We start from the raw sequence: 26,154 nt of genomic DNA on the forward strand, positions 1-26,154 counted from the left end.
AGGACACTCTATTGAACAACAAGTTGCGCCTACATGGCTTCAACAACCTGACCAAGTCCCTGAGCTTCAATATTTACGATATTTGCTACACGCAAAACGAAAAGGAACGCCAGGAATACATCGAGTACATCGATGAACTCTATAACGCCGACCGCCTGACCCAGATTCTGAGTGACGTGGTTGATATTATTGGCGCCAACATTCTGAATGTGGCGCGTCAGGATTATGATCCGCAGGGCGCAAGTGTAACGATTCTGATTGCTGAGCATGAAGTACCGCCCAGTGAAGATCTGATGGAAGAGAAGCCGGGCCCGCTGCGCGATACCGTGGTTGCTCATCTCGACAAGAGTCACGTCACTGTTCATACCTATCCTGAAAGTCACCCTCACGGTGGCATCAGCACTTTCCGTGCTGACATTGATGTTTCAACCTGTGGTCTGATTTCGCCGCTGAAAGCGCTGAACTATCTGATCCACTCGTTCGATTCGGATATCGTGACCTGTGATTACCGTGTGCGCGGTTTTACCCGTGATATCGATGGCGTGAAGCATTACATCGATCACGATATCAACTCGATCCAGAACTATCTGACCGAGGATACCCAGAACGCCTATCAGATGATCGACGTTAACGTGTATCAGGAAAATACCTTCCACACCAAGATGCTGCTGAAAGACTTCGAACTGGACCACTACCTGTTCGGTGAAGCAGCCCAGGATCTCAGTGCTGGCGAACGTGCCGAGATTGAAGAAAAACTGCGCAAGGAAATGCTGGAAATTTTCTATTCCCGCAACATGCCAGAGTAACACCCGAGCGGCCAGCAGTTGGCTGGCCTGCTCCAACCTCAGATATCCTGCCAGCCGAACTGCAGACTCCAGTGCCACTCCGGCGCACTTTCCAGCACCATCAAGGGATCATTACTGCGGTAGTCCTGGCCGCGCTGTTGCTCGACCGCAACACCCGCGTACCAGCCGCGTAACGGTTGGTAGCGCAAATACCACTGGTTCTGGCTGGTGACTGCACTGCGGATAGCAACCTCTTCTTCCTCACCAACAACAAGCTGGCTCGACTGCCCCTGATACGTCCATTTGAATCCTGTCAGCAACTGATCGGTCAGGGCTGTTTGCAAACTGAGTTTGAACAGGCTGTCGGGAGTCTGTGACAAGCGCCGGCGGACAGAATTGCGACTGCCACGACCTACCTCTGACTTGAAGACATCGGCGCTGATAGCCAGTTGGATGGATTGCTTGCCAAGTTTCAGCGGTTTGCTCCAGCTGGCCGACAGGCCACGCAGCATGGCGGAAGATTCGCTGTTGACCGGCGTAATGACAACATCACCGCTGTCGCTGGTTTGATACTGGTAATAAATCGCCTTGCTGATCAGTCGCTGGTACAGCGCCAGTGTCAGGCCAAGGTTTTCAGCGGCAATACCGGGATCAAACTGGCGAAAGAACGCGATACGGGTTTGGGTAACCACTTCATCGTCGAGTTCACTGTTGCCCTGCCAGATGTAGCTGGTACTGGCAAGCTGGCGTGGTACCAGATCCGAGGCGCGGGCGGCATTGACCGATTGGCCGCTGCTCAGTTGCAGGCTGTTGTAGTCGCTCAGCTGATAGCTCAGCCGGGCGGACGGCAGCCAATGGGTGGCGGTGGCAATTTCGGAATCCCGACTGCTGCCTTGCTGGTGTTGTAGCAGGCGATAACTGTCGACCCGTAATCCCAGTTCCAGATCAGTAACATTGGTCAGTTGCCAGTGGTCGGCAATATGGCCAGCCAGCCTATCTTCCCGAAAAGTCAGTCGTTGCTGGTTGCTGCTGGCGTCGACTTCGCTGTATTCGGTGGACTTGATCTGTCGGTGTAGCTGGGTCGCGCTGGCAGACCAGCGATGTTCGCCCCAGGTCTCAGCAATGTCCCAGCGCAACTTGTAGCGCTGCTGGTTTTGCTGGCGGTAAAAGTAGTCCGACTCGGTGCGCTCGCGACCATTCTGACCGGACAGGCAGATCTGGTTGGTGAGAGTGCCGGTCTGGAAGCGGGCCCCGAGATTCCAGTCGAGGGTTTGGTGGTGGCGTTCAAAGTCATCAAAGGCGAGTCCGGGCTGATGGGGGTCCTGGCTCAGTTCCAGCGGCAACGGCGTTTGCTGAACGTCAAAATCACCGGACATCAACAGTATTTCGGAATTGAACCTGACCGGCCATCGACTCAGGGCAGGTTGCCAGTTAGCGCGCAAAAAGTCGTTACTGCGCTGGTGTGCCTGCTGCCAGGTACGGTTATCCTGACTGTCGGCGGCGCGGAAATAGCCATTGTGTTGGCGTTGCTCAGTGTGGTGGCCAGCCTGCAATTGCCACTGCTGACGCTTGCCGGTGGCGATACCTGCAGCACCGGCAGGCATGGCTTTTTCAGCTCGCAGCTGGCCATCGGTGCCGCTGCGGTCACGCAGGATCAGGTTGATGGTAGCAGCACCGCCGCCACCCCATTCGTCGTGTTCGGAGGGGGAATCGTTGATTTCGATGCGCTGAATGGCGAGAAACGGAATGCGTTGCAGGAAGCTGCTGAGGTCATCGTCGGGTGGCTGAATGGCCACGCCGTTGATCAGCAGCTGCAAATATTGCCCCTGCATACCTTCAAACATCAGCGTATCGCTGCCTAACGCAGTACGTGAGACCGCCGCGCCGGCCAACTGGGCCAGTGCTTCAAAAGCACTGGCCGGCTGCGCAGCCGCCAGCTGTTGGGCATCATAGCTGCGCAGCCGCGCTTCACTGACCGCTGGAGCCAATAATCCCGTCAGCAATAGTAGTGACAGGAGTGGGCGATGATTGGCGTTGCGATCCGGCATGCTTCCCCCTGCTGGATGTCAGTAGCTGAACTTCAGTACCTTGAAGGCCTGGCCATGGGCAACCATGTCGATATTGGGGAAGTACTGCTGCGCCCATTCTTCATAAGGGAGGTGGCGGTTGGCGACCAGCCACAGAGAGCCACCGGCTTTCAGATGAGCACGGGACTGTGACAGCAATTCCATCGCCACGTGGTAATCGGTCTGTTTGCCAGTGTGGAACGGCGGGTTGGAGACGATGACGTCAAACTTGCCGTCGATATCACTGAAACCGTCGCTGGCGACGGTCGTGGCTGCAATGCCCATGCGGGTGCTGTTCAACGCCGCACTTTGCAGCGCCATGGCATCAACATCGGCCATAACCAGGCTGGCAGCAGGCGCTGCTTTGCTGAGGCCGATTACACCGCAGCCGCAGCCCAGGTCGAGTACCCGTCCCTTTAATTCTGGCAGATGTTGCAGCAGCAGTGCGGTGCCCTTGTCGAGCGAGCCCTGGCTGAACACGCCGGGTAAAGACAGGTAGTCCTTGCCGTCGTGGTGGGTCGGCTTGGCCAGTTTGAGCCAGTTAAAGCTGTCCGTCTGCGGTTTCAGCAGGGCTGACCAGAATGAGCAATGGCGGGCAGTATCCTGCTTTTCGCAGTCGGCCAGCGCCTTCAGGGCGTTGCCGATACTCTTGCCGCCAGTGTCGTTGGCACCGACCACCCACAGTTCGGGCAGGTAACGGTGCGCTGGCGTGCGTGCCAATAACTGTACCAGGGCGGTTGCCAGCACTTTTGATTTTGGCCACACCAGAATTACCCGTTCGGTGTTGTCTGGCAGCTCGGTGGCAGGCACGCCGAAGGTAACCTGCTCGGCAGCCAGCGCCAGTTTTGCCTGGCGGGCACAGGCCCAGTCCCAGCTGTGGATTTTACTGCCTTGCTGACGGACCAGTGTCAGCCACTGCGGCTCGAAGTCGGCTTCGGCCGTGAGTACAAGGGTATTGGCGGTAAACAGTTCCGGATGACGCAGCAGCAACTGGTAGGGAGCCTGGCTCATGACGGCATTCCTTCTGCAATATCGCGAATGGTCAGGGCGGTGGACTGGTAGTCGTCGTGAGGCAAGGGGATAGTTCCTTGTTGCTTGAGTTGCTGGTGGTAATCGGGCATGGCGCCGGTGACAAATATCGGCAGGCCGGTTTCAGCGGCGATTCGGCGCAGTTGTTCAAAACGTTGTGGCTGGGGATCGGATTCAATCCGGATCACTGCCAGTTGCCAGTGACGGCAGTCGTTCAATAGCTGAATGGTCTGGTCGATGGCGACCAATCCCGCCAGCCGGGTAACACCGAGGCCGAGCTGGCGTACCAGCAGGGCGATAAACAGCTGGTCGATATCCTCGTCACTACAGCAGTTGATAAATAATACCCGCACTGACTCAGCTTCGTCGCCGGTTTCGGACAGTCGCCAGGCCAGTCGGGCTTGCAGGAACGACTGATAAAAACTGATACGGGCGCTGCCGAGTGTCTGACTGCGCTGTTCTTCCAGCTGTTTGCTGAACGGAATAAACAGAAACCGCAGCGCCATTTCGACCGGGAAAAACTGGCAAACCTCATCAAAAATCGTTGCCAGCTGGCGGTCGCCGAATTGCTGGCAGGCCTGTGCCAGCTGTTCACGGTAAACCTGCCACTGCGACGGTTTGCTGATGATGGCCGGTTCCGGGTCGGCCTCACCATTGGCAATCATGGCCTGGGCCTGGGAAATCGGGATACCGCGGTTGAGCAGCGCGACAATACGGCGGATCAGCTGAATGTCCTGCTCGGTGTAGAGACGATGTCCTTTGGCGGTGCGTTTGGGCTCAATCAAGCCATAACGACGCTCCCAGGCCCGTAAGGTAATCGCATTGATGCCGGTTTCGGCAGATACCACACGGATGGGATAGTAGGCTGCCTTGGAATCGGAACCACTGCCTGTCATTGATCTGTGCTCTTGCAAAAACCTGTGGCAATACAGGTGTTGGTTGCATCAGGGAAATATTTACCCAGATGTATACAAAGTTGTACAGATTCTATTCTCTGGCAGGAGCTTTGTAAAAACCTGTATCAGCCAATGCTTGACCCGCTTCCTTTGGCTGATTAATTTGCCTCTGACTTCAGGACATTGCCGGAGACTCCTCATGTCTGACTACAGCCAGGACCCACAGGGCCCAATCAGCCTGGAATTACTCAAAAAAGCGGTTGATGCCTCCAGTGAGGGCATTGTGATTTCAGAGCAGGAGGGTGATGACAATATCCTGATCTATGTAAATCGCGCCTTTGAACGGCTGACTGGTTATTGTGCGGATGAAATTCTCTATCAGGACTGTCGTTTTTTACAGGCCGGTGATCGTGACCAGACGGGGCTGGCGGAAATCCGTGAGGCGATTGAGAAGGGACAGTCTGCGCGGGTGACGGTACGCAACTACCGCAAGGATGGTTCGATGTTCTGGAATGAGCTGAGTATTTCGCCGGTTTACAGTGCTGCCGAGCAACTGACCTATTTTATTGGTGTGCAGAAGGACGTCACTGAACTGGTTGAGCTGCGGGAAACCTGTGCGCGGTTGCAACTGCAATTGCAGCAGCAAGCGCTGGCCAAAGGCGCGGATTGAGCACAATGGCGATGCAGATCAGCGCTGATTAACAGCCAACAAAAAGCCGGGTTGCCCCGGCTTTTTGTTGTGCAGCTGTTGGCGAGCCAATAATTATTTGGCGTAGGCTTCAGCAGCTTCGATGATCAGCTTGCGAGCGTCTTCGGCATTGCCCCAGTCGCGTACTTTCACCCATTTGCCAGCTTCCAGATCCTTGTAGTTCTCGAAGAAGTGAGCAATCTGGTTGCGCAGCAGTTCAGGAACGTCATTGATGTCCTGAATATCGTCGTAGATTTTGGTCAATTTGGTGTGCGGAACGGCCAGCAACTTGACGTCTTCGCCACCCTCGTCTTCCATATTAAGTACACCAACAGGACGGGCGCGGATTACCGAGCCTGGCTGTACAGGGTAAGGAGTTACAACCAGCACATCCAGTGGGTCGCCATCGCCGGCCAGTGTGTTATTCACATAACCGTAGTTGGCAGGGTAGAACATAGGGGTCGCCATGAAGCGATCGACCATCAGACAATCCATATCCTTGTCGATTTCGTATTTAATCGGCGCGTGGTTGGCTGGAATTTCGATCACCACGTAGATGTCGTTTGGCAGATCTTTACCGGAGGACACTGAGTTATAGCTCATCGTTGTTTTCCCTTGGTCAGTGTTTAATTTGCGCCGGATTATAGCCATGTGATCCTTGTTCTGTCAGGTCTACATGAGTATAAAGCCAGCGCCGGGGCTCCAGACTTTGGTGTCATTGGAGAATATGTAGTGTTGCGAAAAAGCTCATCGACTTTATGAACAAGCTAGTAGGTGCCCTGGTTGTCTGTCTGGGCCTGGTTAACAGTGTGGTTGCGGACGAATTTGATCCGGAGTTTGGCACCAGCAATGATCTTTTTCCTGAGTCAGAGCTACCGGTCGTGCTGACGGCCACCCGCCTGCGCCAACCGCGGGCGGAAGTGCCAGCCAGTGTGACTGTTATCGAAGCCGAGCAAATTGAAGCCTGGGGTATTCGTACCCTGCCAGATCTGATGCGCTTTGTACCCGGCATGTTTGTGGGCCATGGTGATGACGAAAATAATGCTGCGGTGGCCTATCACTCGGGTAGTCCCAATGTCATGCGCCGGTTGCAGGTACTGGTCGACGGCCGCTCGGTATTCCGGGCGGGTATCGCATCGGTATCGTGGAATGACATCCCGGTAGCGCTGGAAGATATTCAGCGTATCGAAGTAACCCGCGGGCCGAGTTCGGCGACTTATGGTTCCAATTCGTTTCAGGGTGTAATCAATATCCTTACCAAACACCCCAGCGACACCGTGGGTACCCAGCTGCGTTATCGTAATGGTAACCAGGGTGTTGATGATGGTTATGCCAGCCATTCCTGGATCGGTTCTGATGCCGCCTATCGAATCACTGGTCAGATTCAGGCATCGGACAATTTTGACGGCAGCGGGGATTCTGGAGACAACTACCGCGACAGTACCCGCCATGGCTTTGTTGGTCTGAATCGGATCCAGAATCTGGAATCGGGCTGGCAGCTGCAAACCCAGGCGATGGTGAAAGCCGGTCACACGGACATTCGTCAGAATGATTATTATCAGGAACCACCGGACATTTCATCGCGCCAGATTGCCTTGCTGGGCAAGCTGACGCGGGAATTCGATTCCGATCACTCCTCCTATATCCGCACTTATTGGCAGAAGGACAAACGTCGACAAAGGGCGGATGTGGCACTTTATAGCCTGATGCTGGACCCGTCGCTGTTTGAGTTGTACCGGCTGGATGATCAGACAGCCAACGCTTTTATTGGTCTGTTACGGAGCGCCACGAGTCTGGCTGACTTGCAGCAGAAAATTGCCGCACTCGGTGCCAGTGATGAAGCCAATCAGTTAATGGCTGAAATACTGCAGCATACCGGTGGCGATGCCAACAACCTGGGGGAAGTGGTCAGAGGGGAAATTTCCAACGATATTTCCGACGAGCGCTTCGATATCGAATTTCAGGATACTCGCCGCTGGAATGACATTGTACGTTCCGTCGTTGGCGCCAGCATGCGGCGGGACCAGGTCGATTCGGAGACCTATTTTGGTGGTAAGGTCAATAACGACACCTACCGTTTATTCGGTAATCTGGAATTACGACCATTGCCATCCTGGCTGGTGAATCTGGGGGCGACCTATGAGATGGAAGACGCCAACCAGAATACGTTTTCGCCCCGAATCGGGGTGAACTACCTGATTACACCGGAGCAAAGTATCCGGCTGATTCACTCGGAAGCGACCCGATCGCCGGATCTGCTGGAGCAGAATCCGAACTACTCGATCACTGCTTATGGTCTGACGAATAACTATCTGGGCTTGTCAGAGGGCACCTTCTATATGCACCAGTGGCCGGACTCCCGTTCACTGACGCCGGAACGTATCATCAGTACCGAGCTGGGTTATTACGGTCGTTTCCGTGAACCGGACCTGGAGCTGGATGTGAAGATTTTTCAGGAGCATATGACCAATCTGATAAATGATCATATTGCGATTGAGCAGCTGGAGATCAATTCCGACTCGCAAATGGACATTGAAGGCATTGAGATGCAGGCGAAGTGGAATATCAGTTCGCAAGACTGGCTGTTACTGAATGCCGCGAGCATGAGCGTTAATGCCAGCAGTGCGGACGAGTCTGACAATCAATACCTGGTGGATACCCGTCTGAGCGCCAGAAACAGTCTGGTCAGCAGCTACAGCCATCGCGGAGATTTCTGGAGCGTGGCGACGTCGTACTTCTGGTACAACCGTTATAACTCCCAGGTTGGAAGACGAACCGGTAACTGCTACCGTCGCTCCGAAGTGAACTTGAGGGTTTTCGACCGTGCTGGCAAGTATCAGCCTTGGGCTGGTTTCTTTATTCAGCATTTAGTCGATAACAAGGCGCTGGTATACTCACGGCAGAGATACTCTACCAGTAACCTGTATTACCTGCAGGCCGGTATCAATTTCTAACAAGGAATGCCTATTTGCATGGATGCATGGTGTATTGGACGTAAATTCAGCTGGATGCTGGTGCTGCTGTTAGGCATCACCAGACCGGTTGAAGCGCTGGAGCTGATATTTATCAGCCCACAGCCGTCCGAATCTGTTGATCGACTGTCCCAGGCGACTGCTGGCCTGATGGGCGCAGACAGCCGTGTACTGGTCAGTGAAGATCCGTCAGCTGTTGGAGCCTTGCCAACGTCGGCCATTGCGGTGTTGGTCGGGCCATCCGCCTTGCCTCTGGCCGATACCCTGCCGGATACCATGGCGAGAATCGCGGTACTGGTTTCCCGAGCTGATGTTCAGGCGGCTCCACGGCTTGATTCCGCTATCTATCTCGAACCTCCCCTGGCTCGTCAGCTGCTGCTTGGGCGCTTTTTGCTGGGTGGTGACCACCCGCTCGGCATCCTTGCCCAAAGTCAGCAGAGCCTGCAGCAACTGTGTGATTGCCAGCAGGCGCTGGATGCCAATGATGTCCATACCGCTTATGTTGATGAATACTCCAGCCTCAATCGGGCGTTGGTGGAATTGTTGCAGCAAACCGATGCGCTGGTTGGCGTATACGACACTGAGCTTTATAGCGCAGCCAATATCAAGAACATTCTGATTACCGCTTACCGTCAGAGCAGGCCATTGATCGGCCCTTCCAGTGCCTATATTCGGGCCGGTGCGCTGGCAACGACCTACAGTGATTTGCAGGATGTGGCGCAGAGGCTGGTGGATGTGATCGAAACCGGTACCAAAAGTGCCTGGCCGAAGGCCGACTATAACCCCCACTTCAAAGTGCGGTTCAATGAGCAGGTGGCTCGTTCTCTTAACATGGTGTTACCCGACAGCAAGGATATAGCTGAACGTATTCGAAAACGGGAGCGGTGATGGTTTCAATACGCCGCTGGTCAATTCGAATGCGCATCATGCTGGTGGGTACAGTACCGGTATTGCTGGTGGCTTTACTGATCACCGGTTACCACATGATTCAGCGTTGGGCAGAGCTGCAACGGGAGACCGATACCCTCACTCGCATTGCGCTGGAAAACATCGCCGCCTCCGCGGAGTATCCGCTGTTCTCCGGTAACTATGACTTGCTGGCACCGTTGGTGACGGCGACCCTGAAACAGCCTGCACTGGCTGGTGTACAGGTGCTGGACCCCAATGGTGAAGTCGTTTTTTCCCGTCGCACCGAGCGTTATGAAGAGATCCCGGTTACGGATATCCGGATCGTGGAAGGTAATATTCTGCAGGATGTTCCGATCCTGGATACCTTTGAGGAACCTGGTCCAGGCGGCGTTCAGCAGCAGGTGATTGGTTCAGTGCGTATCGAAATTGCCGATACTTTCAACCGCCGGCGGCAGGACGCCATTATGTACCAGTCATTGCTGGTAGGCCTGGGGGTGGTGATGGTGTCAATTGTGGTAGCTGGCGCGATTTCGACCACCATTATTCCGCCGCTGGAGAAGTTGACCGGCTTTATTGGCCAGCTGGCTGCGGGTGACTCCCGTGACCGGATTGAGGTGGACAACGGTGCCGAGATTGGCAATCTGCAGCAAGGTGCCAATCAGCTGGCAGAGTCGTTGGAGCAGGCTCAGCTGAGTCAGAATCGCTATACCGCCCGACTCAAACAGGAACAGCAGAAAAGTCTGCTGGCCAGCCAGGCCAAAAGTGAATTCCTGGCTCTGATGAGCCATGAGTTGCGCACGCCGATCAATGGCGCAGGCGGCATGTTGCAGCTGATGGCGCTGGATAATAGCCCGGCCGATTTCAATGAATACAAACATATGGCGGAACAGTCGCTGACGCATCTGTCGCAGCTGCTCGAAGATGTGCTGGTTGTTGTGGATACTGAGAAGCGCAATTTACCGGTCAGCTTTGGTGAACACCTGTTGCCGGATGTGCTCGACACTTTACTGAAAGAACTGACGCCAAGGGCACTGGCAAGCCGACTGTCGTTTGTGGTCGAGTTTGATGAACTGCTGCAGCATGAAAAGATCCGCATTGATCCGTCACTGATTCGCCAGGTGGTACGTCATGTCGCCGATAATGCGCTGAAATTCACCCGCTCCGGTTACGTGGTGCTGCGCATGTCGTTACATCCTCAGCAGGATCACCATTGGCTCAGCATTCAGGTGATTGATACCGGGATCGGTATCCCGCTCGATAAACGTCAGAAGGTGATGGAGGCATTTGCCCAGGCCAACTCGTCGTTCAGTCGACAATACGATGGCATGGGACTGGGGCTGACCATTTCCCAGCATATTTGTCATATTCTTGGTGGTGCAATTGCCCTGGGTGATAACCCGGGTGGCGGTACTGTGGTAACGATCAATTTGCCGGTAAAAATGGCATCAGCAGCGCCGCCCATAGTGACAGCCGGGTTACCAAAAGGCTTGCAGGTGCTGGTGGTGGAAGACAATGGCGTCAACTTGCGGGTCGCTGAAAAGATGCTGCAAAAGCTCTGTCCGGATGTGCTGGTTACGGCTGCCGAAAGTGGTGAGCGCTGCCTGGCGTTGTTGCAGCAGCAAACGTTTGATCTGATTCTGATGGACTGTCAAATGCCGGGACTGGACGGCTTTGAAACCACCCAGGCGATTCGTCAGCAGGGATTAACCATGCCGGTGGTGGCCTGTACGGCGAATGGGTCAGAAGATGTATATCAGCGTTGCCTGGCGGCGGGGATGAACGATTTTCTGGCCAAACCCGTGTCGCTGAAGACCATGCAGGAGATGCTGCATAAGTGGACTGCTGTCGGCTCTGCCTGAGCAGGCCGACAGCAGGTGTTGAGCGGTTTGTCAGCCGTGGTACTTTTCGACAATATCTACTTCGTTGGCTGAACCCATCACCACGGATACGCGCTGGTGAATGCCTTCCGGCTGGATATCCATAATGGCTTCGTGGGCTGTGCTGCACTTGCCGCCAGCCTGTACCATCAACATGCTCATTGGATTGGCTTCGTACATCAGGCGCAGCTTGCCTGGTTTGGCAGGCTCACGGTTGTCCCATGGGTACATGAAAATACCACCACGGGTCAGAATGCGGTGAATTTCGGCCACCATGGCTGCAACCCAGCGCATGTTGTAGCGCTTGCCCAACGGGCCGGTTTCGCCACTCAGCAGGTCAGCGACATAGTTCTTCATGTTTTCCAGCCAGAAACGCTGGTTCGACATGTTGATAGCGAATTCCTTGGTATCAGCTGGCACCTGGATGTTATCGCGGGTCATCAGGTATTCACCCTGACGAGTGTCCAGGGTGAAGGAATACACGCCATTACCGGTTGTCAGTACCATAATGGTGGACGGCCCATACAACACATAACCAGCGGCCAGCTGGTTGCGGCCTGACTGCAGGTAGGCCGACTCGTCGTCGCCAGATTTATCGGCGGCGGCAGGCAAAATCGAGAAGATAGTACCCACGCTGACGTTGATGTCGATATTGGAAGAACCATCGAGCGGATCAAACAGCACCAGGTATTTGCCTTCCTGGTTACAAGCCACCGGAAGCGGCTCTTCTTCACTGGCAATACCCTTGACGACGGGCAGCTGTGACAGTGACTGCTTCAGCAGGTCGTTGGCAATAACATCCAGTTTCTTCTGACATTCACCTTGCACGTTTTCCTGTTCGGCACTACCGAGGATTCCGGCCAGGTCGCCGAGGGTCAGTTGGTGTGCAATATCCTTGCAAGTCACAGCCAGTTGATCGATCACATCAACCAGATCCTGATCGTTACAGTGTTGTTGTAAAAAGCTCCGCAGTCTAAGCATTGTTGGCCTCGGGGTTGTCAGGTTCTTTCCAATGTCGCGGATACTACCGGAATCAGGCGGTCATTTCAGTGGCTTTCTGAGTTGACGGTAAAGTCTGTCAGTCTGATGCCGGTTTGCTGCTTGAGTCGCTGCGGCATTGGGAATCTGCTGCCAAGCCAGTACACTAGCGATGGTTCGTTTCAGGCCGCTTTTGGGAAAGATAATGCATCTACACTTTTTGGGAATTTGCGGCACCTTTATGGGGTCGCTGGCACAACTCGCCAAGGCGCTGGGTCATCAGGTATCTGGCAGTGATCTGGGGGTTTATCCGCCCATGAGTGACCAGCTGCGCGCTGCTGGCATTGAGTTAATCGAAGGCTATGATCCCGCCAATATTCCCGCCAGTGCCGAGCTGTTTATCGTTGGCAACGCCATGTCTCGTGGTAATCCATCGGTGGAATATGTGCTGGAGCGTAACCTGCCATACCGTTCCGGCCCGCAGTGGCTGAATGAGGAAGTACTGCAGTCTCGCTGGGTGCTGGCAGTGGCTGGCACCCATGGAAAAACCTCAACTTCGAGTATGCTGGCCTGGATTCTGGAATACGCTGGTATGCAGCCGGGGTTTTTGATCGGTGGTGTGCCGGGCAATTTTGACGTGTCGGCGCGGTTGGGTGGTAGCCCGTTTTTTGTGATCGAAGCGGATGAATATGACACGGCCTTTTTCGACAAACGTTCGAAGTTTGTTCATTACAAGCCGCGTACCTTGATCGCCAATAACCTGGAATTTGACCACGCCGATATTTTTGCCGATCTGGCCGCCATCGAAACCCAGTTTCACCATTTGATGCGTTTGTTGCCGGCGTCTGGCAAGGTCATTCTGCCTGTTGGCGAAGCTGCGCTGGAGCGCGTGCTGCAACGCGGTTGCTGGTCAGAGGTTGAGCGTTTTGGGGCTGATAGTCCGAGCCAGATTGTCGCCGAGCGTGAGGATGGCAGTGTGTTCTCTTTTTATGAGCAGGGCGAGTGCCTCGGCTCTGTGCACTGGTCATTGACTGGCCAACATAACCTCAATAACGCCAATGCGGCGATTCTGGCTGCCCGCCATGTTGGGGTGAAGCCCGAACTGGCATTACAGGCACTGGCAGAATTTCAGCTGCCTAAACGTCGAATGGAACGCCTGACACCTGCTGGTAATGCGGCAGGCGTCGAAGTATTCGACGACTTTGCTCATCATCCGACGGCGATTAAAACCACTCTGGCCGGGGCGCGTGCCGGAATGCAACCTGGCCAGCGTTTGATTGCGGTGCTGGAGCCGCGTTCAAATACCATGAAGATGGGGGTTCATAAGGACTCTCTGGTACCTTCAACGGCAGACGCCGATTTTTGTCTGTGGCTGGAAGCGCCGGGTCAGGGCTGGAGTCTGGCTGGGCAACTGAATCCTGATCAGGGTATTAGCGTTAACTCTGCTGATGAAATTCTGGCTCAGTTGCAGCAGCGCGTGCAGGCTGGCGACCGTGTAGTGTTTATGTCCAACGGTGGCTTTGCCGGCTTGCCAGCCCGGTTCGCCCGCTGGGTGGTGGAATCAAAATCGTGAGTCAGCGCATTTGTGTTGCCATTACCGGAGCCTCTGGTTCGCCTTATGCTCTGCGCCTGATTGAAGTGCTGCTGGCGGCTGGCCGAGAGGTCGATGTGATTCTATCGAAGGCCGGACTGCTGGTGATGGCAACCGAAACCAATCTGACCTTGCCGGGCAAACCGCAGGGGCAGTTACAGGCCATGCAGGATTATTTTCAGGTCAGTGGTGAACAGTTGCGGGTCTACGGTCGAGATGACTGGATGGCACCCTGGGCTTCCGGTTCCGGTCAGCCTGGGCCGCTGGTGATTTGCCCCTGCAGTACCGGCACCCTGTCGGCCATTGCAACTGGTGCCAGCGATAATCTGATAGAGCGGGCAGCGGATGTGGCATTGAAAGAAGGGCGACGACTGATTCTGGTGCCGCGCGAAAGCCCATATTCAGAAATTCATCTCAACAACATGTTATCGCTCAAACGCATGGGCGCGGTCATTTTACCCGCCAGCCCAGGCTTCTATCATCGTCCGCAAAGTGTCGCCGAACTGGTCGACTTTGTGGTCGCGCGGATTCTCGGTCAACTGGGAATCGATCAAACCCTGATGCCCAAATGGGGCGACTCAGCAACAGCCAACAATGGAGAACAAGCGGGTGAGTGACGTACACAGCCAGCAGTCGGAACAACCAAAAGAAGATAATGCCAAGTGGATTGGTGTTGGTTTTATCATCGGTATTATCGTTGCCGTTGTCGCGATGGAGTATTACGGCTATATCAAGCATCCTTCCAAAGCGGATGAGGCCGTGATTGATGAATTCCGACTGTTGTCAGTGGCTCCAGAGGCAGAGGTCAGAGTTTCTCCAAAGCCGTCTGGTAAAGAAGCATTCTGTGTTGACGGTTACTTGCTGCTGCGTCCAACCAATGGTAAGGCGGTCGCTGGTATTCTGGTTGATGGCAAGCAACGGCCGGTTGCATGCGACGTTGGCCGTATGCTGTCACAACCTGAAAAGACTGACGAATAGGTCTTTCCTGTCACACAACGGCAAATCGCTGGCTAGACTGAAAGCAATGTTGGTTTGATTCGTTCTGGATAGCCAGTCAATGTCGCTGAAATGTGTCTTCTGTAAAAAAACCGTGTTCGGGCCTGGTGGCCTGACCGTCCCCACGATTGGTCCGGCCCATCGGCATTGCTATGAGGCCTACCGCACCATGCGCCGGACTTTCCGTTCTATCGATATCACTCTCCTGACTGATGATGAATTAAATGATCTGAAGGATCTTGTGCTGGCTGAAGAAAATGATCGCAAGCGCAAGAACAAGGGCACGCCGGATTCGGATATCGAGCTGTTCTAGTCGGTCAATGTAATTTGCCAATCAACTCCATATTCAGACTGCAGTCAGGTTTGCAGTACACTGTTGGCATTGAAACACTAGGCAGAATCACATGGTTTTAGAAGGTCGATCGGATCTGATTATTGAGGTCCGACAGGATTCCCTGTTGTCAGGGGCTCCAGTGGATGTTGCTACCCTGATTAATGGATGTTTGCTGGTTATTGCCGCCGATGCGCTGGCGCTTTATCGCGAGGGAGCGGATCTGCGCGATCCACTGGGCAATGGCCTGATTCGCTCAGCAGTCATGCCGGAAATCTGCCATATGGCTGCTGCAGGTGGCTTTGTGCAGGAATATCGGGCTGGTTACGTTGGTCTGGCCAACGATCTGGTACTCTTGATTGGCCTGAATGATGTTCGTCTGTTTTTGAACAAACAGGATGCACTGAGAAATATGAACGAACAGCTGCGTCTGTCGCTGGAGTACTGATTTGCCGATTAATCCGTTTTACAGCTTTGTTATCGGGGCTGACCGCCCGGTTGGCCAGCACCTGGCTCGGGTGCTGGCACAGGAAAACTACCTTTATAAAGGTCTGGGGATTGAAAGCCAGGAACGGTTCGCCATGCACTCCGGTGGCCAGCCCTTTTTTGTGCTGACTCCGTCGATTTTTAATTCTGCCGATTGGACAGAAATTGATGCCTGGGCCGAGCGAGCCGAGGAATACGATGCTCCGCTGGTGCTGGTGTCGTCGCTGGCGGTTTTTCAGCCTGCGGCCGATCACAGATACAGCGAACAGGAAAGCAGCTTTGCTGATACGCCAATTGCACAGGTCTTGTTGGCGGCAGAAGAGCGGGTGCGTAAATTGCGCCGCCATATCATCCTGCGTATTGGCCAGCCGTTTTCCGTACAGGCGGGAGATTTTGCCCATCAGCTGTTAACCACTCTGCGCCAGCAGCAGCACTTGCTGCTCGATGATGGTGAAACCTTTAGCCCAACGCCGGAAGACGATGTTGCTGCAGTGTTGCTGGCGATTCTGAAGCAGGCAGATTGCACCGATGAGTTGTGGGGCACTTACCACTTCAACGGTGTGGAACCCGTGACTGCCTATGCTTTTGCGGAAGCCTTGTTGTCTGAAGCCAGCCAGTTTGAAGACTTCTCTGAAGCACGGCTGGAAAGTACCGAACAGGGCAGTAAACCACTGGTGATGGTGCCGGATGCCGATGTTTCACGCCTATTCCATACCTTCGGAATCAAGCGCAAACCCTGGCGTGCCGGTCTTGGACGGCTGGTACGAAGTTATTACCGGGTTGAGAAAAAAGAAGCTTGAAGCTGATAGACATAAAAAAACGGGCTTCAGCCCGTTTTTTTATGTCTGCTGCCAGTAGTAATCTCAGGCAGTCAGGTTCAGTGCGCTGGATTCCTGATACAGGGTCATCAGCTTGTCGGTAATCACGGAACGGATACTTTCACGATCCAGTGAAGACAGGGCGTTCAATTCTTTCAGGCGCAAACGGTGCAAGTGCAGACATGGCAGCTGTTCGTTGAATTCACGCAGATCACCTTTCATCAAAACCGGCAGGAATGGATCTTCGCTGTTGGAGCGGCGCAGGATCTGGCGAATGCCTTCCTGAAATGGAATTGGCACAGAGCGCACATTCTTGTCACGATGAGAAATGATCAGATACAGACCGCTTTTGCCAATCAGGTTGCCCGGGATAACGTGCAAACCAGTCGACTGAACCGCATCCGGGCTCAAATGGCTGAATGTATCGTGGAACGCGTATGGGTCTGGCAAGATCACCAGCTGACGGTTCGCTTCTTCCGGAAAGAAGACGCTGTAGTTGGTATACAGCTGGCGCACCGATGATGAAAAAACACAGAAACGGTTCTCGAATTGCTTGATGAAGTTGACTGCGCGCTTGTGCTGGTGAATCTTCTGGAGATCCCAGACCAGGTCTGCATTGCGCTGTTGTTTCACTGAGTACATCCCGGTTACCTTCCCAGTATCAAATGGCCAAAACAGCTCAACTGGCGTTAATGTGTTAATCAAATTATAACTGATGATATTTCAACCTTAGAAGAGGGATTGACAATATTTGTCAGTTTCTACTTTCCTGCTCATGGAACAGACGGTTCAAACCTTTGTATCAGTTTATGGAACCAGTATGACAGCAGCCCGCAAGGGATGGTGTGACCTGTCTCAGTTCTCCGGTGTTAACCAGTTCTCATCCCTGAACTTTGAAATAATTTTGTCGCAGTGACCAAAATTGTCAGTTCTGCCAATAACAGCCAGGGATCTCCGCCCATTCCTTTGGCTGCAGCGTCCACTTTTTCAGCTTTTACCAGTGCTTGATGGAGCTGTTGTTCGCTCAGACGGCTGATCGCGCTTTTGTAAACGGCTTGTTGACGCGGCCAGATCCGGGACTGCTTGAAGGCTTCACTGAGTTGCTGGCCCGACTTGCCGGTCAGCAGCAATAATTGTCGAATCTTGTGGGTCAGAGCCCCCAGAATGGATAAAGGTTCCACTCCCTCAGAACGTAAATGCATCAGCATCCGGCTGGCGTCTTTCACGTTTCCTTGCAGGCAGGCATCGGCATAACCAAACGCATCAAAGCGGGAATTGTCACCGAGCCACTGCTCCAGCAATTCTTCGGTCACCCGGGTAATACCGGCGATGCGTAGTTTTTCAATTTCCTGCGAGGCGGCCAGCAGATTGCCTTCGGTCTGATGGGCCAGCAGGGCCACAGCCGCAGGATCGGCCTGCAGACCGGCCTGTTGCAGCCGGTGCTTCAGCCAGGCCGGATACTGGTTGCGTTCAATTGGCCAGATCTGGATCACCGCACCCTGTTTTTCCATCGCCTTGAACCAGCCTGCCGTCTGGGCCTTGCTGTCGAGTCGTGGACAAACGACCAATAGCAGGTTATCAGGGCCCGGCTGGCTGGCCAGCCGTTGGACGGTTTCGCCCTTATCGGAAAACTTGCCGTTGGGGATGCGTACTTCCAGAATCCGCCGGTTGGCGAACAATGACATGGCCTCGGCCTCGTCACGCAATTCAACCCAGTTGAAACCGGCTTCGGCATGGAATAGCTGGCGTTCTTCAAAACCGGCGGCGCGGGCAGCAGCCCGAATCTGGTCGCAGGCCTCCATCATCAGCAGGGGTTCATCACCACTGACCAGATAACAGCTGGCCAGTGATGATGACAGATGTGCGGTTAATTGATCGGGTCGTAGCTTCATGAGCCGGAATTGCTGTGCAGCAGCCGCAGGATTAGCAGGTCGATCAGCTTGCTGGTAAGACGCGCCCGTTGGGCGGTTTCTTCAAGCTCAGTCGCACTTACCCGGGTCACATCGTTGTCGAACCAGACCTGGGTGGTGATATCGATCGGCGTGGTGCTGCCATTGGCGCTGACCAGTGAACCGGACAAGCGTCCCACCAGTTCGTATTCTGCTACCTGACCCTGACTGTTAATGGTCTGGGTACGGCTGCGAATATCGAGCGGATTGAGAGATAACAGTGCCTGGCTTGAGGCTGCATCCGTAGTAATCAGCCAACCGTGCTCAGTCAGCTGCTGTTGCAGCTGTTTGCTGGCAGCTGGCCCGAGTTGGTGCTGCAGGGTTAATACCTTGAGCGCAGCTGGTGCCTGACGCTGTCCTTTTAACTGCCAGCCACAGCTACTGATCAGCAGGATCAGCAGCAGTGGCAGGGTTTTCAGCAGCGTTTTGATACTCATGCAGATCAATTGGCAACGATGTTGACGAGTTTGCCAGGAACCACAATCACCTTGCGTACTGTCTTGCCGTCGATCTGGCGCTGTACGGTTTCGTCGGCCATCGCCAGTGCTTCCAGCTCATCCTTGCCAGCACCGGCTGGAACTTCCAACTTGGCGCGCAGCTTGCCATTAACCTGAACGATCAGCTGAATGCTGTCAGCTACCAGCGCAGATTCGTCAATGGCCGGCCATGGCGCATCAACCACCAGACCTTCATTACCAAATTCGGTCCACAGGCTCTGGGTCATGTGCGGTGCCATCGGGCTCAGCATACGGATGATGGCGTCCATCGACTCCAGCGCTACCGAGCGACTGGATTCAACCGCCAGATCCAGCTTGGTGAGGGTCTTCATCAACTCCATGATGGCGGCGATGCCAGTGTTGAAGTTATAGCGACGACCGATATCGTCAGACACCTTGGCGATGGTTTCGTGGAGCTTGCGACGAGCGTCTTTATCCGCTTTGGGCAGTTGATCGGCAGCCACGCTGACGACCTCATGCTGACGCAGTTCAAAGGCCAGACGCCAGACGCGCTGGAGGAACTTCTGCACCCCCTGAACACCGGAGTCGGCCCATTCCAGGGTTTGCTCCGGTGGTGCTGCAAACATGGTGTAAACGCGCACGGTATCGGCGCCATACTGGTTGATGGCTTCCTGTGGGTCGATGCCGTTGTTTTTCGACTTCGACATCTTGCTCATGCCGTCGTATTGCAGTTCGAGGCCATCAGACTTGCGTTTGGCACCAGCCAGACCGCCCTTGTCGTTCCGCTCGATTTCGACTTCGGCCGGGTTAACCCATTCCTTGCCACCGTTTTCATTGGTGTAGTAGAAGGCATCGGCCAGCACCATGCCCTGGGTCAGCAGGTTTTTGAATGGCTCATCGCTGTTAACCAGACCGGCATCACGCAGCAATTTGTGGAAGAAGCGGGAATACAGCAGGTGCAGGATGGCGTGTTCGATGCCGCCGATGTACTGGTCGACCGGCAGCCAGTAATTGGCTTCTTCCGGGTCCAGCATCTGGTCGGCTTTAGGCGAACAATAACGCGCGAAGTACCAGGACGACTCCATAAAGGTGTCGAAAGTATCGGTTTCGCGGAAGGCGGGCTGGCCGTCCAGTTCGATGTTTTCAAAATCCGGGTTGTTCTTGATTGGTGAGTTAACGCCGTCCATTACCACGTCGGTTGGCAGTACCACCGGCAGCATGTCGTCCGGGGTTGCGACCATGTCGCCGCTTTCGGTGCGGATAACCGGAATCGGTGCGCCCCAGTAACGCTGGCGGCTGACGCCCCAGTCGCGCAGGCGGTAATTGACCTTGATTTCACCTTTACCCTGCTCAGCCAGTTTAGCGGCAATGGCATCAAAGGCGGCGTCAAATTCCAGCCCGTCAAATTCACCGGAGTTAATCAGCTTGCCTTTTTCGGTGTAGGCCGCAGCGCTGAGGTCGAAGTCGTCAGCGTCGATCACCTGGTGAATATCGATGCCGTATTTTTGGGCGAATTCGAAGTCACGCTGGTCGTGGGCGGGTACCGCCATGACGGCACCGGTACCGAATTCCATCAATACGAAGTTGGCGACCCAGATATCAACTGGCTTGCCGGAAAGCGGATGAATCGCGGTGAAACCGGTCTTCATGCCTTTCTTTTCCTTGGTCGCCAGATCGACTTCGGCGGTACCTGCGTGGTTGCATTCCTCAATAAAGGCCGCCAGCTCAGGATTATTGGCCGCAGCTTCTTTGGCTAACGGGTGGCCTGCAGCAACGGCAACGTAGCTGACGCCCATGAGGGTGTCTGGACGGGTGGTATAGACTTCGAGTTTTTCCGCGCGGCCTTCAATACCAAATTTCATTTGCACGCCACGGGATTTGCCAATCCAGTTACGCTGCATGGCCTTTACTTTTTCCGGCCAGCCATCAAGCTGGTCGAGATCATCCAGCAGCTCTTCAGCATAGTCGGTAATCTTGATGAACCACTGTGGAATTTCCTTGCGTACCACCGGAGCGCCAGAGCGCCAGCCACAACCGTCGATCACCTGTTCGTTGGCCAGTACGGTCTGGTCAACCGGGTCCCAGTTAACGGCTGCGGTTTTCTTGTAGGCCAGGCCTTTCTCGATCAGCCTGGTGAAGAACCATTGCTCCCAACGGTAGTAGTCCGGATCACAGGTGGCGATTTCGCGGTCCCAGTCGTAGCCAAAGCCCAGCGATTTCAGCTGGTTCTTCATGTAGGCAATGTTTTCTCTGGTCCATTTGGCTGGCGCAGTGCGGTTTTTGATTGCCGCATTTTCCGCTGGCATACCGAAGGCGTCCCAGCCCATTGGCTGCATGACGTTTTTGCCCAGCATGCGCTGGTAGCGGGAGATCACGTCACCAATGGTGTAGTTACGTACGTGACCCATGTGTAGGCGGCCGCTCGGGTACGGGAACATCGACAGGCAATAGAACTTTTCCTTATTGCTGTCGACGACGGCTTTAAACACCTGGTTTTCATCCCACTGTTGCTGGACAGCAGGCTCGATTTCATGGGGTACGTAGGTTTCTTGCATCATCTTGGCTTGTAAACAATCAGTGCGTGAATAAAGAGGAGGCAAACAGTTTACCCGATAGAAGCGGGCGGTAACACTGTGAGGACTGAATGATCTTGCTACAGCAAAAGTGAATAGCGGTATTCGATTGTTAAGGCTGTCACATTGGTGTGGTTTGTTGTGACAATTGAGTTTGATTCAGGTCATCAATTGCACTACAAACGCAGTGTTATGAATGGACTACGCTTGGCACGCCGATATAGCGGCCGTTATGTTAAGCCCTCACACACAAGGTTGTCAGACAAATGAAAAATCGCTTGTTATCTGTGATTGGTTTCTGCTGTTCAGTACTTTTTGCTGCCGCTGTTCAGGCCGGCGAAAGCGTTGAAGAACTGTTGCAGGATATGGCTAAAATCCAGGCTGATCCCAAGGCTCATGCGGCCGCTATCACCCAGGGGCAGGAACGCGGAATTCTGTGTTTCTCCTGTCACGGCGAAAACGGTAACAGCAAGCGTGACTATATTCCCAACCTGGCCAGCCAGAATGCGGCTTATCTGTTTACCCAGTTTGAACACTTCGGCAACGGCATTCGCAAGGATTACGTCATGAGCAAGCTGGCCAAACAGCTGAAAGATGACGAGCGGGTTGCGATTGCACTGTATTTTGCCGATCGAGAGGTCAAGCCGCGCGAACAGCCAAAACAACCAACAGCAGCTGGCAAGGACCTGTATTACTCGGTCTGTTTTGCCTGCCATGGTGAGAAAGGCCATGGTTCCAAGGAATATCCGCGTATTGCTGGACAGCCGTACCAGTTCCTGGAAACCACCTTGCTGAACTTCCTCCACAAAAACAACGACCGTGCCGGTTCGCCAATGATTGCAGTGGTGGCCAACCTGAAGGAAGAGCAACTCAAGGAAGTCGCTGCCTACGTTTCCCATATGCCATAACAGTGTTGGCAAAGACTGCGACTGTGTTCCCTGACGGGGCGCAGCCGCAGCAGGTTTGTTACCATGCTCTGGCTGTGCTGTGAAAACAGACAGGCAATGGATGAACAGCCTGCCAGAGTGATTTGCCAATATGGTTCCCGCCGAAATATCTGCACCTTCCCAAACCTGCCCACATGACAGCGCCTGGCGCTTCTGGATCGATCGTGGTGGTACTTTCACGGACGTGATTGCCATGCGGCCGGACGATGTTCTGCTGAGCTACAAACTGCTGTCGGTTAACCCCGACCATTACGATGATGCTGCCATTGAAGGCATTCGACGGCTGCTGGATCGTCACCCGGAACAGGGCCGCCAAATCAGCTCGGTCAAAATGGGTACCACGGTGGCGACCAATGCCTTGCTGGAGCACAAGGGCGACGCGGTGGCACTGTTCATCAGTCATGGTCTGCGTGATCAGCTTAAAATCGGTTATCAGACCCGGCCGGATCTGTTTGCCACTCGGGTTGAGCAAACCGACAGTTTGTATGAAGCGGTTTACGAAGTCCCGGAGCGGGTTTTGACCGACGGTACAGTGGAACGGCCGCTCGATGAAGAAACCCTGCTGTTGCAGCTGGGCGAAGCCCGTCAGCGCGGCTTTGAGTCGATTGCTGTGGTGCTGATGCATTCCTATCGTTACCCGCAACATGAGTTGCGCATCGCCGAACTGGCTCGTCGGCTTGGCTTCCGGCAAATTTCTCTCAGTCATCAGGTCAGTCCATTGGTGAAGCTGGTCGAGCGGGGCGAAACCACGCTGGTCGACGCTTATCTGACCCCGGTGCTGCAGCGTTACCTGAATCGTATCGAAAGCGAACTGCAAAAGATTTGCCCAACTGCGACCCTGGAATTGATGCAGTCCAATGGCGGCCTGACTGCGGCAGATCAACTGGCGGGCAAGGATGCGGTGCTGTCTGGCCCCGCCGGTGGTGTGGTGGGGATGGTGAAAACGGCTCAGGCCGACGGTTTTGACCGTTTGGTTGGCTTTGATATGGGCGGGACTTCGACGGACGTCAGCCATTTTGCCGGCCAGCTGGAGCGTGAAAGCAAAAGCCGGGTAGCGGGCATTGGTTTGCGCGTGCCGATGATGAACATCCATACGGTGGCTGCCGGTGGCGGCTCGATTGTGCGCTTTGCCGATGGCCGTTTGCAGGTCGGGCCGGAGTCTGCCGGCGCCTATCCCGGTCCGGCATGCTATCGCAATGGTGGCCCGCTGACGGTCACTGACTGCAACCTGTTACTGGGCAAATTGCAGCCGGATTATTTCCCGGCCATTTTTGGCCCGCAGCAGGATCAGCCGCTGGATCTGGCGACGGTTCAGCAAGGGTTTACTGAATTGGCGCAGCAGGTCAGCCAGCAAACCGGGGTCGCTTATACGGCCGCCAGTCTGGCGCAGGGATTCCTTGATATCGCCATTGAAAACATGGCCAGTGCGGCGAAAAAGATTTCCGTGCAGCGTGGTTACGACGTGCAGGATTACGCTCTGGTCGCCTTTGGTGGTGCCGGTGCCCAGCACGCCTGTCTGGTAGCGGATGCAATGGGCATTGCGACGGTTTATCTGCATCCGATGGCTGGCGTCTTGTCGGCCTTCGGGATTGGGATTGCCGATCAGCGCTGGCTTGGTGAACTGCCTTGTGAAATGCCACTGAGCGTCAGTCTGGCTGAGCTGGAGTCTTTGCAGCAGAGTCTGCGACAGCAGGCTGAAGCGCAATTGCCTGCCAGTTCGGCAACGCAGGATATCTGGCGTTTGTACCTGCGTTATCAGGGCGCTGATACGCCCTTGCTGGTAAGACTGGCCGATAGCGCCTCCATGCAGCAAGAGTTCGAGCAAATTCACCAGCAGCTGTTTGGTTTTATCAATCCGGATCTGGCGATATCGGTGGATGCCATTCAGTTGGAGCGCATGATTGAAGGCCAGCCAATTCCCGCAATCCCACGCGATGCCAGGGCAAATCTACAGGCGCTTGGCCGCGCCGCCATGACGCTGGCAGGTCAAACTGTCGACGTCGCGGTTTATGACCGGGAACAACTGGCAACGGGTACATCGTTGGCGGGGCCGCTGCTGCTTACTGACAACAACAGCACACTGGTATTGGAGCCGGGTTGGAATTGTGAGGTGCTGGCCAGTGGTGCGCTGGTGTTCCGCAAAGCAGTGACAACGACCGATGCCGAGGCCGGAGTTACTGATCTGCTCAATGGCCCGGACCCGGTGCGACTGGAGGTGTTCAACAACCTGTTTATGGCCGCTGCCGAGCAGATGGGACTGGTGCTGGAGAAAACCGCCAGCAGCGTCAATATCAAGGAGCGGCTGGATTTCTCCTGCGCCATCTTTGATCAAGAAGGCGAGCTGGTCGCCAACGCGCCGCATATTCCGGTGCATCTGGGCTCCATGAGTGAAAGCGTCAAGGCTGTGCAGCAACGTCATCCGACCATGCAAGCCGGCGATGCCTTTGTACTCAACAGCCCTTATGAAGGCGGTACACATTTGCCGGACATCACGGTGGTAAAACCAGTATTTATTGACAGCTCGAGCCCGGCATTTTTTGTCGCCGCGCGCGGTCACCATGCCGATATTGGCGGCATTACACCGGGCTCCATGCCAGCAAACAGCTGTCATCTGGATGAAGAAGGGGTGCTGCTGGATAACCTGCTGATGATGCGGGCTAGCCAGTTCCAGACCGATGCTGTGTTGGCGGCGCTGGCCAATGCGAAATATCCGGCGCGTAATCCGGCTCGTAATATTGCTGATCTCAAGGCCCAGCTGGCAGCCTGTGAAACCGGCGCGCGGGAACTGGACAAATTGTGTCGTCATTATGGTCTGGCCCAGGTGCAGGCCTATATGGGCTATGTGCTCGATAACGCGGAGGCGACGCTGAAAGCCTGCCTGGCGAGCTTGCCATCCGGCAGGTTTGAGCAACACATGGATGATGGCAGCCGGTTTGTTGTCGATATTCAGGTTGATCAGCACAACCAGACCGCAGTGGTTGATTTTGCGGGCACGGGTTACCGGCCCGATCAGCTGACCCACCCGGGCAACTTCAATGCGCCGACCTCCGTCGTACGAGCTGCGGTGCTATACGCCTTTCGGGTGCTGGTGGCACGACCAATGCCATTAAACGCCGGTTTCTTCCGACCGCTGGAGATCCGGGTGACGCCGCAATCCATGCTGGCGCCGCAATATCCGGCGGCGGTGGTGTCTGGCAATGTCGAAACTGCCCAATACCTGGTTGATACCCTGATGGGCGCGCTCAATTTGATGGCGGCCTGCCAGGGCACCAATAACAATTTCACCTTCGGCAATGCTGATCACCAGTATTACGAAACCCTCTGCGGTGGCATTGGTGCCAGTGCCCTGGGGGCTGGCGCCAGTGGTGTGCATGGCCATATGACCAACTCGCGGCTGACCGACCCGGAAATTCTTGAACAGCGTTACCCGGTTGTACTGGATCATTTCCACTTGCGGCTGAACTCTGGAGGTGTGGGCCAGCATGCCGGTGGCGAAGGGGTTGAACGGCATATCCGTTTCCTGCAGCCGATGACTGCCAACATCATCAGTGGCCGCCGTCAGCAAGCACCGTTTGGCCTGGCAGGCGGTGGTGCCGGTCAGCCGGGAGCCAACTTTGTGATGCGTGGTCGCACCGCTGCCGGGGAGCCTGAACGACTGCAATGGCTGGACGGCTGCGCGCGAGTGGAACTGGATGTCGGCGACTGTTTCTGTGTCCATACTCCGGGCGGTGGTGCTTTTGGGGTTTTGGAATAGTGGTGGTGGTTCCGGGAGCTGAATCGTTTTGCTGCGCCAGCGCAACAGATT

22 protein-coding genes are annotated in these 26,154 nt (G+C 54.8%); 13 read left to right on the forward strand and 9 right to left on the reverse strand.

The genetic code is table 11. The features are described 5' to 3' along the window. The first annotated feature begins 11 nt into the window (after positions 1–11). The gene (gene speD, locus K6123_RS19995) at positions 12–806 is read left to right on the forward strand and encodes an adenosylmethionine decarboxylase (RefSeq protein WP_221801010.1); all 795 of its coding nucleotides are present in this window, start codon (positions 12–14) and stop codon (positions 804–806) included. A gap of 38 nt (positions 807–844) precedes the next feature. Here speD and K6123_RS20000 read toward each other — a convergent pair whose 3' ends face one another. From K6123_RS20000 to K6123_RS20010, 3 genes are read right to left on the reverse strand one after another with little or no spacing between them, the layout of a single operon-like run. Next, positions 845–2,833, reverse strand: a complete 1,989-nt coding sequence (locus K6123_RS20000; RefSeq protein WP_221801011.1) for a TonB-dependent receptor plug domain-containing protein — start codon at positions 2,831–2,833, stop codon at positions 845–847. Between the two features lie 18 nt (positions 2,834–2,851). Beyond that, complete coding sequence (locus K6123_RS20005) at positions 2,852–3,862, reverse strand: class I SAM-dependent methyltransferase (RefSeq protein ID WP_221801012.1); 1,011 nt, start codon at positions 3,860–3,862, stop codon at positions 2,852–2,854. Beyond that, on the reverse strand, positions 3,859–4,776 hold the full coding sequence (locus K6123_RS20010) for a MerR family transcriptional regulator (protein WP_221801013.1): 918 nt from the start codon (positions 4,774–4,776) through the stop codon (positions 3,859–3,861). The genes K6123_RS20005 and K6123_RS20010 overlap by 4 nt, the downstream gene beginning before the upstream one ends. 199 nt (positions 4,777–4,975) lie before the next feature. Here K6123_RS20010 and K6123_RS20015 point away from each other — a divergent pair, with 199 nt between their 5' ends. Continuing rightward, positions 4,976–5,446: a PAS domain-containing protein gene (locus K6123_RS20015; protein WP_221801014.1), complete on the forward strand. Its 471-nt coding sequence runs from the start codon at positions 4,976–4,978 to the stop codon at positions 5,444–5,446. Positions 5,447–5,539: 93 nt separating this feature from the next. Here K6123_RS20015 and ppa read toward each other — a convergent pair whose 3' ends face one another. Next, positions 5,540–6,067 (reverse strand): inorganic diphosphatase, encoded by a 528-nt coding sequence (gene ppa / locus K6123_RS20020; RefSeq protein WP_221801015.1) that lies wholly within the window; start codon positions 6,065–6,067, stop codon positions 5,540–5,542. 155 nt (positions 6,068–6,222) lie between these two features. Here ppa and K6123_RS20025 point away from each other — a divergent pair, with 155 nt between their 5' ends. Genes K6123_RS20025 through K6123_RS20035 form a run of 3 tightly spaced genes read left to right on the forward strand, consistent with a single transcriptional unit; the run spans position 6,223 to position 11,204 of the window. After that, on the forward strand, positions 6,223–8,418 hold the full coding sequence (locus K6123_RS20025; RefSeq protein WP_221801016.1) for a TonB-dependent receptor plug domain-containing protein: 2,196 nt from the start codon (positions 6,223–6,225) through the stop codon (positions 8,416–8,418). 18 nt (positions 8,419–8,436) lie between these two features. Then, the gene (locus tag K6123_RS20030; RefSeq protein WP_221801017.1) at positions 8,437–9,324 is read left to right on the forward strand and encodes a hypothetical protein; all 888 of its coding nucleotides are present in this window, start codon (positions 8,437–8,439) and stop codon (positions 9,322–9,324) included. Then, complete coding sequence (locus K6123_RS20035) at positions 9,324–11,204, forward strand: response regulator (protein WP_221801018.1); 1,881 nt, start codon at positions 9,324–9,326, stop codon at positions 11,202–11,204. The genes K6123_RS20030 and K6123_RS20035 overlap by 1 nt, the downstream gene beginning before the upstream one ends. Before the next feature lie 30 nt (positions 11,205–11,234). Here K6123_RS20035 and K6123_RS20040 read toward each other — a convergent pair whose 3' ends face one another. Continuing rightward, positions 11,235–12,203: a class 1 fructose-bisphosphatase gene (locus tag K6123_RS20040; RefSeq protein ID WP_221801020.1), complete on the reverse strand. Its 969-nt coding sequence runs from the start codon at positions 12,201–12,203 to the stop codon at positions 11,235–11,237. Between the two features lie 202 nt (positions 12,204–12,405). Between K6123_RS20040 and mpl the strand changes: the two genes are divergently transcribed. From mpl to K6123_RS20070, 6 genes are all read left to right on the forward strand, one after another. Continuing rightward, positions 12,406–13,773 (forward strand): UDP-N-acetylmuramate:L-alanyl-gamma-D-glutamyl-meso-diaminopimelate ligase, encoded by a 1,368-nt coding sequence (gene mpl / locus K6123_RS20045; protein ID WP_221801021.1) that lies wholly within the window; start codon positions 12,406–12,408, stop codon positions 13,771–13,773. Then, positions 13,770–14,408: a flavin prenyltransferase UbiX gene (locus tag K6123_RS20050; RefSeq protein WP_343224021.1), complete on the forward strand. Its 639-nt coding sequence runs from the start codon at positions 13,770–13,772 to the stop codon at positions 14,406–14,408. The genes mpl and K6123_RS20050 overlap by 4 nt, the downstream gene beginning before the upstream one ends. Beyond that, positions 14,401–14,769, forward strand: a complete 369-nt coding sequence (locus K6123_RS20055) for a PA3694 family proteiin (protein ID WP_221801022.1) — start codon at positions 14,401–14,403, stop codon at positions 14,767–14,769. Before K6123_RS20050 ends, K6123_RS20055 begins: the two co-directional genes overlap by 8 nt. A gap of 79 nt (positions 14,770–14,848) precedes the next feature. Next, a complete protein-coding gene (locus tag K6123_RS20060; protein WP_221801023.1) occupies positions 14,849–15,100 on the forward strand; it encodes a DUF2175 domain-containing protein in 252 nt (83 codons plus the stop codon). A 145-nt stretch (positions 15,101–15,245) separates the two neighbouring features. Further along, positions 15,246–15,566: a hypothetical protein gene (locus K6123_RS20065; protein ID WP_221801024.1), complete on the forward strand. Its 321-nt coding sequence runs from the start codon at positions 15,246–15,248 to the stop codon at positions 15,564–15,566. A gap of 1 nt (position 15,567) precedes the next feature. Beyond that, positions 15,568–16,404, forward strand: coding sequence for a sugar nucleotide-binding protein (locus tag K6123_RS20070; protein ID WP_221801025.1), 837 nt, complete (start codon positions 15,568–15,570; stop codon positions 16,402–16,404). Between the two features lie 63 nt (positions 16,405–16,467). Here the strand turns inward: K6123_RS20070 and K6123_RS20075 are convergent, their stop codons facing one another. The 4 genes from K6123_RS20075 to leuS form a co-directional block, all read right to left on the reverse strand. Next, entirely contained in the window at positions 16,468–17,064 is a 597-nt protein-coding gene (locus tag K6123_RS20075; protein ID WP_221801026.1) for a hypothetical protein, read from the reverse strand. Positions 17,065–17,291: 227 nt separating this feature from the next. Next, on the reverse strand, positions 17,292–18,314 hold the full coding sequence (holA, locus tag K6123_RS20080) for a DNA polymerase III subunit delta (RefSeq protein WP_221801027.1): 1,023 nt from the start codon (positions 18,312–18,314) through the stop codon (positions 17,292–17,294). Beyond that, entirely contained in the window at positions 18,311–18,808 is a 498-nt protein-coding gene (locus K6123_RS20085; RefSeq protein ID WP_221801028.1) for an LPS-assembly lipoprotein LptE, read from the reverse strand. Before K6123_RS20085 ends, holA begins: the two co-directional genes overlap by 4 nt. Positions 18,809–18,813: 5 nt before the next feature. Continuing rightward, positions 18,814–21,384 (reverse strand): leucine--tRNA ligase, encoded by a 2,571-nt coding sequence (gene leuS / locus K6123_RS20090; RefSeq protein ID WP_221801193.1) that lies wholly within the window; start codon positions 21,382–21,384, stop codon positions 18,814–18,816. Positions 21,385–21,668: 284 nt separating this feature from the next. Here leuS and K6123_RS20095 point away from each other — a divergent pair, with 284 nt between their 5' ends. Both K6123_RS20095 and K6123_RS20100 read left to right on the forward strand, forming a co-directional pair. Beyond that, a complete protein-coding gene (locus K6123_RS20095; RefSeq protein WP_221801029.1) occupies positions 21,669–22,310 on the forward strand; it encodes a c-type cytochrome in 642 nt (213 codons plus the stop codon). Positions 22,311–22,440: 130 nt separating this feature from the next. Then, entirely contained in the window at positions 22,441–26,103 is a 3,663-nt protein-coding gene (locus K6123_RS20100) for a hydantoinase B/oxoprolinase family protein (RefSeq protein WP_221801031.1), read from the forward strand. Positions 26,104–26,154: the final 51 nt, after the last annotated feature.

The organism is Oceanobacter mangrovi (assembly GCF_019740315.1).
In the GTDB taxonomy this organism is placed as follows: domain Bacteria; phylum Pseudomonadota; class Gammaproteobacteria; order Pseudomonadales; family Oceanobacteraceae; genus Oceanobacter; species Oceanobacter mangrovi.